The sequence below is a fragment of the Nonomuraea africana genome, assembly GCF_014873535.1.
In the GTDB taxonomy this organism is placed as follows: Bacteria; Actinomycetota; Actinomycetes; order Streptosporangiales; family Streptosporangiaceae; genus Nonomuraea; species Nonomuraea africana.
The window spans coordinates 8,291,874-8,306,498 of the sequence record NZ_JADBEF010000001.1 but is presented as its reverse complement, the minus strand read 5'-3'; the positions used below and the strand labels follow the sequence as shown (position 1 = coordinate 8,306,498).

Annotated in this window: 9 protein-coding genes; 6 read left to right on the top strand and 3 right to left on the bottom strand. The window is 70.2% G+C overall.

Annotation, left to right across the window (positions count from 1 at the left end; translation table 11 throughout):
• Positions 1-148 precede the first annotated feature (148 nt).
• The 5 genes from H4W81_RS39820 to H4W81_RS39800 are packed head-to-tail and all read left to right on the top strand — an operon-like array spanning position 149 to position 10,140.
• Positions 149-3,718 carry a WGR and DUF4132 domain-containing protein gene (locus tag H4W81_RS39820; protein ID WP_225959015.1) on the top strand — a complete coding sequence of 1,190 codons (3,570 nt, stop codon included), beginning with the start codon at positions 149-151 and terminating at the stop codon, positions 3,716-3,718.
• The gene (locus H4W81_RS39815; RefSeq protein WP_192779515.1) at positions 3,715-4,800 is read left to right on the top strand and encodes an ATP-binding protein; all 1,086 of its coding nucleotides are present in this window, start codon (positions 3,715-3,717) and stop codon (positions 4,798-4,800) included. Before H4W81_RS39820 ends, H4W81_RS39815 begins: the two co-directional genes overlap by 4 nt.
• Before the next feature lie 2 nt (positions 4,801-4,802).
• Positions 4,803-7,067 (top strand): DUF5682 family protein, encoded by a 2,265-nt coding sequence (locus H4W81_RS39810; RefSeq protein WP_192779514.1) that lies wholly within the window; start codon positions 4,803-4,805, stop codon positions 7,065-7,067.
• Positions 7,064-8,197 (top strand): VWA domain-containing protein, encoded by a 1,134-nt coding sequence (locus H4W81_RS39805; protein ID WP_192779513.1) that lies wholly within the window; start codon positions 7,064-7,066, stop codon positions 8,195-8,197. Before H4W81_RS39810 ends, H4W81_RS39805 begins: the two co-directional genes overlap by 4 nt.
• Positions 8,194-10,140, top strand: coding sequence for a hypothetical protein (locus tag H4W81_RS39800; protein WP_192779512.1), 1,947 nt, complete (start codon positions 8,194-8,196; stop codon positions 10,138-10,140). The genes H4W81_RS39805 and H4W81_RS39800 overlap by 4 nt, the downstream gene beginning before the upstream one ends.
• A gap of 132 nt (positions 10,141-10,272) precedes the next feature.
• Here H4W81_RS39800 and H4W81_RS39795 read toward each other — a convergent pair whose 3' ends face one another.
• The 3 genes from H4W81_RS39795 to H4W81_RS39785 all read right to left on the bottom strand — a co-directional run bounded on the left by H4W81_RS39795 (position 10,273) and on the right by H4W81_RS39785 (position 13,923).
• Complete coding sequence (locus tag H4W81_RS39795; protein ID WP_192779511.1) at positions 10,273-10,830, bottom strand: SIS domain-containing protein; 558 nt, start codon at positions 10,828-10,830, stop codon at positions 10,273-10,275.
• Positions 10,831-11,203: 373 nt separating this feature from the next.
• Positions 11,204-11,683 (bottom strand): Rossmann-fold NAD(P)-binding domain-containing protein, encoded by a 480-nt coding sequence (locus H4W81_RS39790; RefSeq protein WP_192779510.1) that lies wholly within the window; start codon positions 11,681-11,683, stop codon positions 11,204-11,206.
• A 128-nt stretch (positions 11,684-11,811) separates the two neighbouring features.
• Entirely contained in the window at positions 11,812-13,923 is a 2,112-nt protein-coding gene (locus H4W81_RS39785; protein ID WP_192779509.1) for a protein kinase domain-containing protein, read from the bottom strand.
• 60 nt (positions 13,924-13,983) lie between these two features.
• Here H4W81_RS39785 and H4W81_RS39780 point away from each other — a divergent pair, with 60 nt between their 5' ends.
• On the top strand, positions 13,984-14,544 hold the full coding sequence (locus H4W81_RS39780; RefSeq protein ID WP_192779508.1) for a hypothetical protein: 561 nt from the start codon (positions 13,984-13,986) through the stop codon (positions 14,542-14,544).
• Positions 14,545-14,625 lie beyond the last annotated feature (81 nt).

The following is a 14,625-nucleotide window of genomic DNA, read 5'->3' as shown; positions in this document are numbered from 1 at the left end:
GGCGTGAGCCTTCTGCACTTCAACGACCTGAGCGTCGGTGACTTCCCCAATCAGTGGGTTTGTCAGTCCGGGTGGCTACCTTGTCCCTACCCCTGAGCGCGTGAGGTAGCAGATCTGTCACTACCGTGCTCGCGTACTACGTAGACCCTTGCGAGGTATCGGCATGACCACGGAACGGAAGCTGACCTACGTCGGCGGCGGCTCAGCGAAGTTTTGGCAAGTGAGCCAGGATGACACCGAGCTGAGCATCCGGTACGGACGGCTTGGTGCAGCCGGTCAGACGCAGGTCAAGTCGTTCGCCTCCGCGGCCGCCGCGGCCGCCGCGGCCGACAAGCTGGTGGCCGAGAAGCTGCGCAAGGGCTACACCGAAGGCGACACATCTGCCGCGGAGGCGACGTCACCTGCGCCCAAAGCTTCGGCGCAGCTGTCCAGTACGGCGGCCGCCGGGGCTGTCGATGAGGATCTCTTCACGATGCCGACCAGTTGGGTGCGCAGCCTCCATCCGCGGCGGGGTGGCGTGCGGGTCACCGTGAAGCGGCTGGACGCAGACTCGCCGTCGAAGGTCGCCGCAACGCTGGACAAGTATCGGCAGGTGATCCTTGACTGCCTGGCGCTGTGCCCCGACCCGGAGATCGCCGCAGCGGGCGCGGCATACCTGGCAGGGGATCCGGCGAGCACCCCGCTGGGTGCCGCGACGGTCGCCGAAGTGTTGGGCGCGCACCTGGACTGGCAGGACTCGACGACGCTGCACGCGTTCGCTGAGGCCTGGTTGATAGAGCGCGGCCAGGTGTTCGCGGCGGTGGCGGTGGCCGAGCTGAGCTCGCTGAAATGTGGGGATGACCAGCACTACTACAGCAGCACGCAGCCCGCCCTGCCGATCCAGCGGCTCGCTGCGACGGATGGCCCCGGTCGCTGGTGGGGCTGGAACCGGGTGGAATTACCCATGCGGGTCCGGACCGCCATCGCGGCAGCGTCGGATGCCGAGTACGCCGAGGTAGTGGCCGCGCTGGCCGGATGTCGTGAAGGGGGGCCGCACCAACGAGTGGCCGCCTCCTACCTGGTCCCGACCGAGACCGATTGGGTGGAGGCGGATTGCGCCGAAGCTGCCCGGCTCAACCCGGGTCTCGCCAACGGCCTGGTCGCCGCGATCAGCACCCCGGACCAGGCGGCGCTGATCGCGAGTAACGTGTGGCTTTACTACGTGACACACTCTCTCGCCCTGCCGGCCACGGTCGTCGACGGCATGGGTGGCGCGGCTGTACCGGTGCTGGCCGGATGGCTCGACGACGCCCACGGTGCGGAAGATCAGCGGCGGCTGCTGGCGATGCTCGCCGAGTTGCCGACCGACGCGGCAATGCAGGCGCTGATCGACCGGGTCGAGCATAAGTACGGCCAGCCGGCGCTCCTGCGGGCAGCGGCCCGCTACCCACGCCGGGCGATGCGGCTGCTGGCCGCAGCCGGTGGCAAGGTCGTGGGCGACCTGCTGCGTGCCCACGTGCTGGCCCATCCCGACCTGGTGGACGAGGTGCTGGCGGACGTGAGCGGTGCCGCCGCGCAGAGGATCAGCGCCATCGCGACCACCGCGGCTGTCGCCACCGCGCCGCCTGAGGCCCTGCCCGAGGTGCTGGTCAGTCCGCCGTGGACACGTCGGCGTACGGCAAGCAAGCCGGTGGTGGTGAGCGATCTGGTGTGTGCGGACGAGCCGACGGTGGTGTGGGGGCCGGGCGAGCGGGATTCCTGGCGCTCCACCGGATCGGGGTGGAGCGATGGCTACCGTCGGGATTGGAAGCAGATCGCCACCAACATCGCCGATGCCCGGCAGGGCCGTAACGGCTGGTACGAGGAGGTGGCCCTGTTCGTGGCCGGGCCGGAGGAACTGGCCAGGCCGTTGATCGAGATGTGGCGCCCGCCCGATATGTGGGGTGCCTCGGACTGGATGCGGGCGGTGGTCGCCAGGTTCCAGCTGGCCGCGCTGCCCATGGCGGTCGACAGCGCCCGGAAGAATCCCGGGCCGATCGCTCCGGCGCTGCTCCCGTTCGCCAGCCCGGAGATCGCCGTGCTGATGGCGGAGTGGCTGACCCGGCTGAAGTCGGTGCGGGCCACCGCACTGGGCTGGCTGGCGCGGCATCCCGGTGCTGCCGCCCGGGCGCTGGTCCCGGCGGCGCTGGGCAAGCCCGGTCCGGCCCGCCGGCAGGCCGAGCAGGCATTGTCGGTGCTGGCCGCGGGCAGCAACCGCGATGCCGTGACGCAGGCTGCTGCGGGTCACGGCCCGGTCGCCGAGGCCGCGGTCGCCGACCTGCTCGCCGCCGACCCGCTCGACGCGCTGCCCAACAAGATGCCGGTGTTGCCCGAGTGGGCCGACCCCTCGATCTTGACGCCGATCCAGCTGCGCGGCGGTACCGGAGCGCTGTCGATCGAGGCCGCCCGCCATGTGTTGACGATGCTGGCGATCTCCCGGCCCGGTGACCCGTACTCCGGTATCGCCCTGGTCAAGGAGGCCTGCGACGGCCGCAGCCTCGCGGACTTCGGCTGGGCGTTGTTCCAGCGGTGGCAGGCGGTCGGGTATCCATCCAAGGAGAGCTGGATGATGGACGCTCTCGGGCTGCTCGGCGACGACGAGACCGTCCGGAGGCTGACACCGCTGATCCGAGCCTGGCCCGGTGAGGGCGGGCACGCCCGTGCGGTCACCGGCCTGGACATCCTGGCCGCTCTCGGGACCGAGGTCGCGCTGATGCACCTCCACGGAATCGCCGAGAAGGTCAAGTTCAGCGGGCTCAGGAACCGGGCTCAGCAGAAGATGGCCGAGGTTGCCGCGCAGCTGGGCCTGCAGCCCCAGGAGCTGGCCGACCGGCTGGTGCCGGACTTCGGCTTGGCCGCCGACGGCAGCCTGACCCTCGACTACGGCGGCAGGCAGTTCGTCGTCGGCTTCGACGAGCAGCTCAAGCCCTATGTCGTCGACGTCGGCGGCAAGCGGTTGAAGAGCCTGCCCAAGCCGGGTGCCAAGGACGACGCGGAGCTGGCGCCGGCGGCCTACCAGCGCTTTGCCGGGCTGAAGAAGGACGTCCGCACCGTGGCCGCCGACAACATCAGCCGGCTGGAGCAGGCGATGGTGCAGCAGCGACGCTGGAGCGTCGAGGAGTTCACGCGGCTGCTCGTCGGCCACCCGCTGCTGTGGCACATCGTGCGGCGCCTGGTGTGGGGCTACTACGACTCCTCGGGCAAGCTGCTCGGCGCGCTGCGGGTCGCCGAGGACCGCAGTTTCGCCGACGTCGAGGACGAGACGCTGACCTTGCCGGACGACGTGGCCATCGGGCTGGTACACCCGCTGGAACTGGGAGAGACGCTGAGCCCCTGGGCGGAGGTGTTCGCCGACTACGAGATCCTGCAGCCGTTCCCGCAGCTGGGTCGGGAGGTATACACCTCGGCCGAGGACTTCGACACAGAGCAGTTCGCCAAGATCCCGACCGGCCGGGTGCTCGGCCTGGAGCGGCGCGGCTGGCGGCGTGGCGATCCGCAGGATGCCGGTTGGCAGGGGTGGATCGAGCGGGACGTGCCCGGTGGCAAGACCGTCACGATCGGCCTCGATCCGGGCGTCGCCATCGGCTACATCGACGTGGAACCCGAACAGACCCTAGTGGTCTCCAAGCAGGACTTCGACGGCCTCGATCCCATCACCGCCTCCGAGATCATGCGAGACCTGCAGGAGCTCATCCGATGAACGACCACGTCCAGCGGCCTCCGGCCGAAGTGCGTTACGCCGACGAGCTGGCCCGGCTGCGTGACAGCGACGACGGTGACCGGCCGCCGGGCTGGGCGTTGAGCCTGCGAGCCGCCCGGCGCTTCGTCATCGGCGACGAGAGACTGGGCGTCAGCCGTAAGTTCGTCGGCGACCCGTCACTGATCGACCGTGCCCTGGTGACGCTCGCGACCAACCGTGGGCTGATGCTGGTCGGTGAGCCGGGCACGGCGAAGTCGCTGCTGTCGGAGCTGCTCGCCGCGGCGGTCAGCGGCACGTCGACGCTCACCATCCAGGGCGGTGCGGCCACCACCGAGGATCAGATCAAGTACTCGTGGAACTATGCGTTGCTGGTCGCCGAGGGGCCGTCGACTCGGTCGCTGGTGGCTGCTCCGCTGCTACGCGGCATGGCCGAGGGCAAGGTGGTGCGCTTCGAGGAGATCACCCGGTGCCCGCTTGAGGTGCAGGACTGCCTGCTGTCGCCGCTGTCGGACCGGGTGCTCGCGGTCCCGGAGCTGACCGGCCCGGAGGCGATGGTGTTCGCTCGGGAGGGCTTCACCGTCATCGCCACCGCCAACACCCGCGACCGTGGCGTCAACGAGATGAGCGCCGCGCTCAAGCGGCGCTTCAACTTCGAGACCGTCTTTCCGATCGCCGACTTCGACACCGAGCTGTCGCTGGTGGAGGCGGAGGCCACAGCGCTCCTGGAGCGCTCCGGAGTCGGCGCGCCGCCGCGACGCGATGTGCTGGAGGTTCTGGTCACCGCGTTCCGGGAGCTGCGCCAGGGACAGACCCTGCGGGGTGACGCCACCGACCGGTTGTCGGGGGTGATGAGCACCGCCGAGGCCGTCTCGGTCGCGCACGCCGTCGGGCTGCGCGGCTGGTTCCTGCGCGGCGAGCCTGGCACCGCGGCCGACTTGGTGTCGTGCCTGGCCGGCACGGCGGCCAAGGACAGTCCGGAGGATCTGGCCAAACTCCGCAGGTACCTGGAGCAGCAGGCCGCCGGGCGGCGCGGCGACCAGTGGCGGGACCTGTACGAGGCCCGTCACCTGCTGCCGGGCTGACGATGGCTGCCACCTTCCTCGGCGTGCGGCACCACAGCCCCGCCTGCGCACGGCTGGTCGCCGACACCATCACGGCGCTGCGGCCGGCGTACGTGCTGGTCGAGGGCCCGGCCGACATGAACCGCCGGCTCGAGGAGCTGATGCTGGGGCATAAGCTGCCGGTCGCGGTGTACACCAGTTACCGCGACGCCCAGCGCCGGCACGGCTCGTGGGCGCCGCTGTGCGAGTACTCCCCGGAGTGGACGGCGCTGACCGCGGGGCGCGCCGTCGGCGCCGAGCTGCGTTTCATTGACCTGCCCGCCTGGCACCCGGCGCTGGCCGAGGTGCGCAACCGCTACGCCGACGCCGAGGGCCGCTACGCCGAGGTTACCCAGCGGCTGTGCCGTACCTTCGCCGTCGACAATGTGGACGCGCTGTGGGACCACCTGTTCGAGATGGAGCCCGCCGACGGGCTGGCCGAACGGCTGGCCACCTACTTCGACCTGGTGCGCGGCGACGCGCAGCCCGGCCCTGACGACATGGCCCGCGAGGCGTACATGGCGCAGTGGATCCGGGCCGCGCTCGCCGACGCCGGCGACCGGCCGGTCGCCGTGGTCACCGGCGGCTTCCACCGCCCCGCACTGATCCGGCTGGCCGAGCAAGGCGACCGGACCTGGCCGGGGCTGCCGGAACCACCCGCCGACGCGGTCGTCGGCAGCTATCTGGTGCCGTACTCGTTCCGGCGGCTGGACGCCTTCGACGGCTACCAGTCGGGCATGCCGTCGCCGGGTTATTACCAGCACCTATGGGAGTCCGGTCCCCGCGCGGCCGCCCGCAAGCTCACCGAGGCGGTGACGGTACGGCTGCGCGCACGGCACCAGTCGGTGTCCACCGCGGACCTGATCGCCGCTCGGGCCACCGCGGACGGTCTGGCGCTGGTGCGTGGCCACCGGCATCCGGCCAGGGTCGACGTGCTGGACGGCCTGGCCAGTGCGCTGGTCAGCGAGGCGCTCGAGGCTCCGCTGCCCTGGGCGACCCGCGGCCGGATGCAGGCCGGCAGCCATCCCGTGATCGTGGAGATGGTTGCGGCGCTCAGCGGTGACCGGGTCGGCCGGCTGCACGCGTCGACTCCGCTGCCGCCGCTGGTCCACGCCGTTGTCGAGCAACTGAGCCGCTACGGGCTGGACGGCTCCGGCGAGGTACGCCTTGACCTTGGCAAGGAGGCCGACAGCGAGCGCAGCCGGCTGCTGCACCGGTTGCGAGTGCTGGCGATCCCCGGCCTGGTACGCGAATCCGGGCCGCACCCGGCAGGTGATCATGTGCTGGTCGAACAATGGACGCTGATCGAGTCCGACGACCGCCTGCCCGCCCTGATCGAGGCCGGCGGCTACGGAGTGGACCCGCAGGAGGCGGCGGCCGCCGCCCTCACCGAACGGATCACTGCCACGGCCGCGGACCTGGACCGGCTGGCCGACCTGCTCTTCGACGCGGCGCTGTGCGGCATCGGCGAGCTGACCGGGCAGGTGCTGGACGACCTGGCGCGGGCCGTCGGCGCGGCGGCCGACCTGGGATCGCTGGGCCGCACGCTCACCGTCGTCCTGGCGATGTGGCGCCACGACGGCCTATTCCACACCGGCCGCAGCACCACCCTGGGCGCGGTCATCGCGGCGGCCACCCGCCGGGCACTGTGGCTGGCCGAGGGCGTGCGCGGTGGCTCGGCACCGGCCGACCTCAAACGGATCAACGCCTTGATCGCCGTCCGCGACGCCCTGACCCACGCCGGGACGCCGCTCGGACTGGACACACCGGCGGCGCTGGGGGCCGCCGATCGGCTCGCCGCCTGTCACGAGGCGCCACCCGACCTGCGCGGCGCCTCGTTCGGACTGGGCTGGTCGCTGCGCGGTACGGCCGTCGCGGACCCCGCTCGGGCGGTACGCGGCACGTTCACCCCAGCGTCGGCGGGTGACTGGCTGGCCGGGCTGTTCGCGCTCGCCCGCGAGGAGGTGCTCCACACCCCCGGGATGCTGGAGCTGCTCGACGAGCTGGTGGGAGCGATGACCGACCACGACTTCCTGATCGCGCTGCCGGCGCTGCGCCAGGCGTTCGAATACTTCCCGCCCCGCGAACGGCACATCATCGCCACCCGCCTGGTCCAGCGGCGCACCGGCGGCGCCTCCGGATCGGACCTGATGCGGCTGGACGCGACACCGGCGCTGGTGGCGGCCGGCATGGCACTGGACGAGCGGGTCGACACGGCGCTGCGCCGGGAGGGACTGATCACGTCATGACCGACCCCATCCTCGAACGCTGGCGCCTGCTGCTCGGCGAACCCGGCCGCGCCTGCCTCGGCGGGCAGCAGCTCGACCCGCAGACAGCCGCCCGCGACGCGGCCATGGACTGGCTCTACGGCCGCGACGACGACCTGCGTCGGCGCGGCGTACGGCGTGGTGGCCCCCGCGAAGGCGGCTCGGGCGAATCGGCGCTGACCACCGTCGACTGGCTCGACGACATCACCCGGCTGTTCCCGAAGGAGACCGTCGAGCGGCTGCAACGTGACGCGGTCGAACGCTACGAGATCCATGACGTGGTGACCGACCCGACCGTGCTGGCGCGCATCGAACCCAACCCGGCGCTGCTCAAAGCGGTGCTGCGCACCAAGCACCTGATGAATCCGCAGGTGCTGCGGCTGGCCAGGCGGATCGTCGAGACGGTCGTCAGGCAGCTGATGGACAAACTCGCCACCGACGTGCGGACCGCGTTCTCCGGCACCAAGGCGCGACGCCCCGGCCGGCTGCGGCAGGCTCGCAACTTCGACCTGACCCGGACCATGCGTGCCAACCTCGGCCGCTACCAGCCCGACACCGGCAAGGTGGTGATCGAGACTCCGTACTTCTTCACCCGCACCCGCCGCCACCTCGAACAGTGGCAGGTGATCCTGCTCGTCGACCAGTCCGGGTCCATGGTCGACTCGGTGATCCACTCGGCGGTCACCGCGGCGTGCCTGTGGGGGCTGCCAGGCGTGCGCACCCACCTGGTCGCCTTCGACACCGAGGTCGTCGACCTGACCGCCGATGTCGACGATCCGGTGGAGCTGCTGATGAGGGTCCAGCTCGGCGGCGGCACCGACATCGCGCGCGCGGCGGCGTACGGCGCCGGCTTGGTCGACCAGCCACGGCGGGCGATCGTCGTGCTGATCTCCGACTTCTACGAGGGCGGCGATCCCCACCGGCTGGTGCGCATTGTGCGCGGCCTGGTCGAGCAGGGCACCAAGGTGCTGGGCCTGGCCGCTCTCGACGAGCAGGCCAATCCCGACTACGACCGGGTGCTGGCGCAGCGCCTGGCCGACGTCGGTGCGCACGTGGGCGCGATGACACCCGGCGAACTGGCATCCTTCGTCGCGGAGCACGTGGGCCGATGAGGACCGACCTGCTCGCGCTCACCGCCGACTCCCTCGCCGCGCTCACCAACCGCGGCCTGGTCAAACGCGCCGACAAGGAACTCGTCAGCGCCGCGCCGCAGCTGCGCACCGACGCCGACGGCACAGTGCACGGCGAGTTCCCCGACGGCCCGACCGCCAGCCTGCCCCCCGGCGGCCTCGACGCCGGCCGCTGCACCTGCGGCGCCACCGGCATCTGCCGCCACCTGATCGGCGTGGTCCTGGCCTACCAACGCGCCGACCAGCCGGCTGAGGAACGCCCGGCCGCCGCGCCGCCCGGGCCCTGGTCACCGGGGCAGGTGACCGACGACGAACTCACCGCCAGGATCGGCGCCCGCCTGATGGCCGCCGCCCGCCGTACCGAGCGGGCCGGATACACCGCCCGAATCCGCCGCGCCACCGCCGCCGACCCGGTGCCGCAGGTCGAACTCGCCACCGCGACCGTGCGCTTCCTGGTACCCGCCGACCTGGGGTTCGTGCACACCGACGCCGTCGCCGGCAGCCGCGACGACGTCATCGCCCTGGCGGTGTGGGCGTTCCGGGCCGCCGACGACAAGCATCCCGAAGCATCCGACGTGCAGGTCGACGTCGGCGGCGACATCGAAGCCGGCACCGGATCCGGGCTGGAGCGAGCGCTCGCGCTGGCCGGCACGGTTCTGCACGACGGTGCGACGCATCTCGGCCCGGGCCTCGAGGCCACCATCGCCGACGTGCAGCGTCACCTCGATGATGCCGGACTGCGCTGGCCGCTGCTGGCCGTCGGCGACCTCGCCGAGCAGCTGGCCTCCTACCGCGACCGCAGCGCCCACTACCGTCCCGAGCTGCTCGCGAGCCACATCGCCGAGCTGCACGCCCGCCACCGGGCGGTGATCCGGCCGAACGCCACCTTGCGCAGCAGCGTGCTGGGCACCGCCGAGGCCGCCGAGACACCCCTGCGCCGGGCACGCCTCGACAGCCTCGGCTGCCGGATCCGGACCCTCGGCGGACAGCGGATCGCCGAGGTGTACCTCGCCCACAGCGCCAGCGCCATGGTGCTCGTGCTCCGCCGTCACTGGGACGGCGACGCCGATGGCGCGACGCTGTCACGGCGGCGGATCGGCACGACCACGCTGGCCGTGCTCGCCGCCGGCAACCTCGTCACCGAATCCGCCGTCCGCAGCGCCAGCCGAACGGTGCGGCTGGCCACCGGGCGGATCGCCAAGAGCACCGTCAGCCCGTCACGGGGCGCCTGGGATGAACTGCCGCCACCACTGGTGGCAGTCGACTTCGCCACCCTCGCCCACGAACTCGACGCCCTCGCACCCCGGCCGATCCGCGCGCGGGTCGAAGCGGAGCTGGTCCGGGTCGTCGCCGTCGCCCGGGTGCAAGCCGTTACCTACGCCCCCGGCGACCAGCGTCTCGATGCCGTGATCATCGACCGTGCGGGTAATACCGCCACCGTCACCGCCACCCACACCAGCGCCGCCTCCGGGCGCCTCGACTCGCTGGCCGCCGTGCTCGCCGGCGAGGAAGGCGAGCTGCGTTTCGTCAGCGGCATCGTGCGGCGGACAGCCGGCAGCGTCATCATCGAACCGATCGGTCTGGCAGTCGGCGATCGGGTCGTCGTCCCCGACCTGCAGCCAACCGGCAGCGTCGCCAGCCTCACCGCCGCCGACGACACCCCGCGCGAACCGCTCGCCGCGGCTCTGATCGAGACCAGGGATCTTCTCGCCGAGGCGGTCCACCGCGGCCTGTGCCACCTGCCCCCGACGTACGGCGTCCGGCTGGCCACCGCGGCACAGCGGTTGACCGTGCTCGGACTGCACCGCGTCGCGCAGGCTGTCACGGCCTTCGCGACGATGCTGACCCGCGACCGTGACCAGGTGACCGAGCACGCCTGGGTCGACGCATACCTGCGCCTGGAAATCGCTCTTGACCTATGCTGACCGGCCCGACTTGCAGCGCCGCGTCCCGGCAAGCCGCGGCGCTGCATTCCGTCGAGGACCTGCAAGGGCCACCAAAACTGCTCAACCACTTCAGGCTCGTCATCGCCGGCGCTGGCTTCGTGTACGGCTCGCTCACTCCATGTTGGTGTGCCTGGCGCGCATCGCCTCGCGCGTGGCGCCGGTCAGCGTCCTGAGCTTCAGCACCATCACCTCGAACAGCACGAACAGCGCGCCTTCGTAGACCGAACCCATCGGCAGGACGGAGGTCTGCCTTTCGCCCTGATCGCTGGCCATGGTCTGCGCCGGGATCACGAGCGCGAAGTCGGCGAGCTTTGCCGCGCTGCTCTCAGGTTCAGCCGTCACCAGAAGGTTCGTCGCGCCCGCCGCCTTCGCCGTTTGCATCAGCGCCAGCACCGTGGATGTTTCGCCGGGACCGGAGGTGACGAGGAAAACGTCGCCGCGTCCCAGCGCCGACATGGTCATGTCGCCGACCACCGCAACCGGCAGGCCGAGATGGAAGAGGCGCATCGCAAAACCTTTGATCTGCAGCGCCTCCCGGCCGCAGCCATAGACGCCGATCGCTCTCGCGTCGGCGATCAACCGGCAGGCTGCATCGATGAGCCTTTCGTCCATCTTCGCGAGCACAGCGCCAAGCTCGTCGAGCGCGGCGCGAAAGAGGTTGTCGCTCATGACAGCTCCGCCATCAGGCCCTTGGTCTGGCGATAGAGATCCTTGAATACCCGATACTCCCGCTCATAGACGGCGCAGTTTTCCGGTCGGGCACGATCTGGCGCTCTTCAGGGTTCCAGCGAGGAATATCCCTCTTCGTCAATCGCCTACGGCGAGTGCCGCAACGGAGGCATCGCCATAGGAGGTGCCGACCGTCTTCTTGCAGACGGTTTATGGCAGGCCGGAAATGTCCGAAGTCGCTTGCGGCCAGACGCGATTTTTGGTGCCGCCGCCAACCGCGTCCCATCGGGGCCGGCGCCACTGCATGCGAGCCGTCGAGCGGCGATCCGATCGCAGGCCATGAGCCGCCGGGCCGGACTGCCGACCGCCGCAGTCAGGATGTGCCCGACCACACGCCCGAGGCGGCCACCCGCTTTGCGTCCTCCTCGAAGCGCCGCGGCGCGCGCCCGAGCACCCGGCTGACCCCGTCGGCCGGAACCGCCGTGTGTCCCTCCCGGTGCATGGCGAACATCGCGTCGAGCGCCGCGACCGCCGCCTCCGGATACCCCGACGCGGCCAGCTCGGCACGGTAGACCTCCGGCGTCAACTCGACGTAGTCGATACTCCTCCCCGCCGCCCCCGCGCTGATCTCGACCGCCGCCCTGAAGCTCAGCCCGCGCGGCCCCGACAGGTCGTACACCTGCCCGCTGTGGCCGCCGCGCGCCAGCACCTCCGCCGCCACGTCCGCGACATCCTCCACGTCGATGAACGGCTCAGGCGTCTCACCGATCGGCAGCGCGAGCCGCCCCGCGCGCAACGGCTCCAGCCACAGGTCCTCGTCGAAGTTCTGGTTGAAGTTGTTGGCACAGTTCAAGAATGTCCACGATCGTCCGTGGGTGCCTGAACATGCTGGTCACGCGCCTTGGTCGGACAATTCCAGTCCACACCCATCCATGATCGTCCGGGTCCGGTGATAGCAAAGCCATAGCCGCATCCGAGGCGTCAGCGAGTAGTGATCTCGAGATAGGGGACAGTCTTGGAGGAGAGGCCGCCGATAGCCACGCCTACTCCAGCGTTCTCGGCCAGCCCCACGCTGGCCGGCCCGCCGAGCTTCGGCTTGAGGTAGCCGGTGAGATTCAGCTTCACCCAGCCGCCGGCCTCATCCACCGGCGGGAACTCGCCGAGTTTGTTGCTCAGACGCGGGCGGGTGTCGAAGGTGACCCTGGAGGTCCAGTCGTTCCCAAGGGCGTACGCGACAGCCCTTCCCTGGACGTCGCCGGCGTCCTCGACGCGCATGTGGGCGTGCAGCACGATGGAGGCGATCCGGGCAGGCTTGACCTTGACGGCGCCGAGGTCGAAGCGGAAGTAGGTCTCGCGGTAGTAGCCCGGGTTCCCGGTCTTGACCTTGCATTTCATGCAGGCGGCGTACGCGTCGCCGGAGTAGCCGCCTGCCCGGACCATATTGGTCATCGTGGCGGGCACGCGCAGCCTCCGGGGACCCGCCTTCGGCGAGGGGGAAGGGGTGGGCGTCGCCGAGGCCGCGATGCTGAGGGGGAGGGCGGCGACCCGCGACGCGCCGTTCATGGTCACCTTGACGGTGATGCGGACCCGGCCGGCGGCAAGCACGGTGACCTGGCCGTCGGGGCTGACGGTGGCCACGCGGGGATCGGCGCTGTGAAAGTCGAAGGCGGCTTTCGACAGGCTGGCCGCGCGCCCGTTGGACAGACGGCCGGTCACCTTCAGTTTGAAAGTCTGACCCGGAGTCTGGGCTTTCGCGTCCGTTGTCACGAACACCTTGGTGAGGGTGGGCTTCTTGGACCTCGCCGAGGGTTCAGCCGAACTCGGCGAAGGGGTAACAGGCTCGCGCCCGGTGGCCACGGGCTGCGGGGAAGAAGTGGTGGCGAGCACCGCCTTCGCGGCGGGTCCGCCGGTCAGGTTGACCGCGGCCACGGTGGCGACCACCGCGGTGAGCGCCGCAGCGGTCGCGAGAATCCATCGGCGGGACTTGCGGCGTGCGCTCGTGGGCGCCGTTACGGCAGGCCCAGCGCGAAGGGGAGGGGCCGCTGCCGGTGCGGGGGGCGTGACGGCGGCGGGAAGTGGTGCCGGAATGGCGGTCGCCGGTTCGGTCACCGGGAGCCCGAGAGCCCGCTGCACCTTCTGTAGCTCTTCGACGAAGGCCCAGGCGTTCTGCGGCCGCGCGTCCGGCTCCTTGGACATCGCCCGCTCAACGAGGGCACGCAGCGGAGCGGGGACGCCGGGCTCCGGCAGCGGGGGCAGCGGCTGCCTGAGCACCCTGAGCAGCAACGGGGCCACCCCGACATCGGCGGCGTCATAGTAGGCGGGACGCCCGGTCAGCAGCTGGTAGAGAGTCGACCCGAGCGCGTAGACGTCGGAGACGACGTTCTGGGGTAAGCCGTTGAGCACCTCAGGAGCGGCGTGGTGCGGAGTGAAGATGAGCGTGTTGGACGACAGCTGCCCGACGTCCAGCATGCGTGCCACGCCGAAGTCGGCCAGCGCCGGCTCGCCGTACTTGGACACGAGGATGTTCTGCGGCTTGATGTCGCCGTGAAAGACACCGGCATCATGCACGGCCGCCAGCGCGGCGGCGACCTTCACGCCGATCCGCAGCGCCTCGTTCGCTGGGAGCGCTCCTGCCGCGCGCAGTTGGGTGTAGAGACTCCCACCTTCGTGAAAGTCCATGACGATGTACGGCCGGCCGTTGGTGGTCGTGCCGGTGTCCAGCGCGGCCACGATGTTGGGGTGGTCGCTCAGCCGACCCATGACCTCCAATTCCCGCCGGAAGTTGCGCAGCGCACGCTCGTCGAGGTCGGCCACCGAGAGGATCTTCACGGCGACCACGCGGCCGACCCGCTCGTGCAGGGCGCGGTAGACCACAGCGAAACCACCCTGGCCCACAGGCTCGATGAGCCGGTACCCGGGAATGTGGTTTCGAAGATCCCCCAGTGTCACCCGACAGATACTGGCATATCGGGAAATCTTTGTCAGGGATCCAGGAGCTCCAGGCGACCCCAGCGGATCGGCTGCGGACCATGGCAGTGAATGGGCGACCAGTTCAGGGGCTATTTCCAACAGAGCCAACGTGGGAAATCGCACCCCAAGCCTTCTGTTTACAAGGGCAGGGCAAGATCCAAGTCCTAGGGCTATCGTACGGCTGTGACGCTCACCGATGCCGATGTGGCCGCTCTGCTCGCACCCGCCGGCCTCCACTTCATCAAGCGGATGAACCAAGAGGACGTCCGGCTGCCTCCGCTGCCACCGGGACACTCCGCCGCGAGTGCAGGCCCCGAGCACGGCCGGTTCGATTCCCACCCGGACGAAATAGCCGATGTCGACGACGCGGACATGCCTGACAAGGTCAATGCGGGCTGGTTCCGGATGGCAACTGAGCATGGGCTCTTCAACGATGACCGCGAGTTCCTGCTCTCAGTCTGCTATGCGAGATACTGGGAAACAGGCACCGGGGACGACGACATCGCGTGGGTTCAGGTACGCCTCCTCGATAAGTGGGATTTCGTCGCAAGTGAAGTAGAGCTGCTGCGAAGTTATATGGCGGAGCTGTCCACGGCACGCTTCGTGCCGGAGTTCACAATGGCGTCCCTCGACGGGTGGATGATGATGGACACCACTGTCTGGGGCAACGACACCGTCAGCACCATCGTCATTCGCCCCCACGACGACGGAAGAACACCCCGCGCGCCAGGCGTGTCGGTATGAGAGCCACGGCGCCATCAACCAGTGGCATGATCATCACCTGACATCCAGCCTGCCCATCGAGTGTCCTGCGGACCCCGCGCT

Coding starts and splice junctions, on each gene's coding strand:
- H4W81_RS39815 (WP_192779515.1), top strand. CDS start 3,715: ATGAACGACCACGTCCAGCGGCCTCCGGCCGAAGTGCGTTACGCCGAC.
- H4W81_RS39810 (WP_192779514.1), top strand. CDS start 4,803: ATGGCTGCCACCTTCCTCGGCGTGCGGCACCACAGCCCCGCCTGCGCA.
- H4W81_RS39805 (WP_192779513.1), top strand. CDS start 7,064: ATGACCGACCCCATCCTCGAACGCTGGCGCCTGCTGCTCGGCGAACCC.
- H4W81_RS39800 (WP_192779512.1), top strand. CDS start 8,194: ATGAGGACCGACCTGCTCGCGCTCACCGCCGACTCCCTCGCCGCGCTC.
- H4W81_RS39795 (WP_192779511.1), bottom strand. CDS start 10,830: ATGAGCGACAACCTCTTTCGCGCCGCGCTCGACGAGCTTGGCGCTGTG.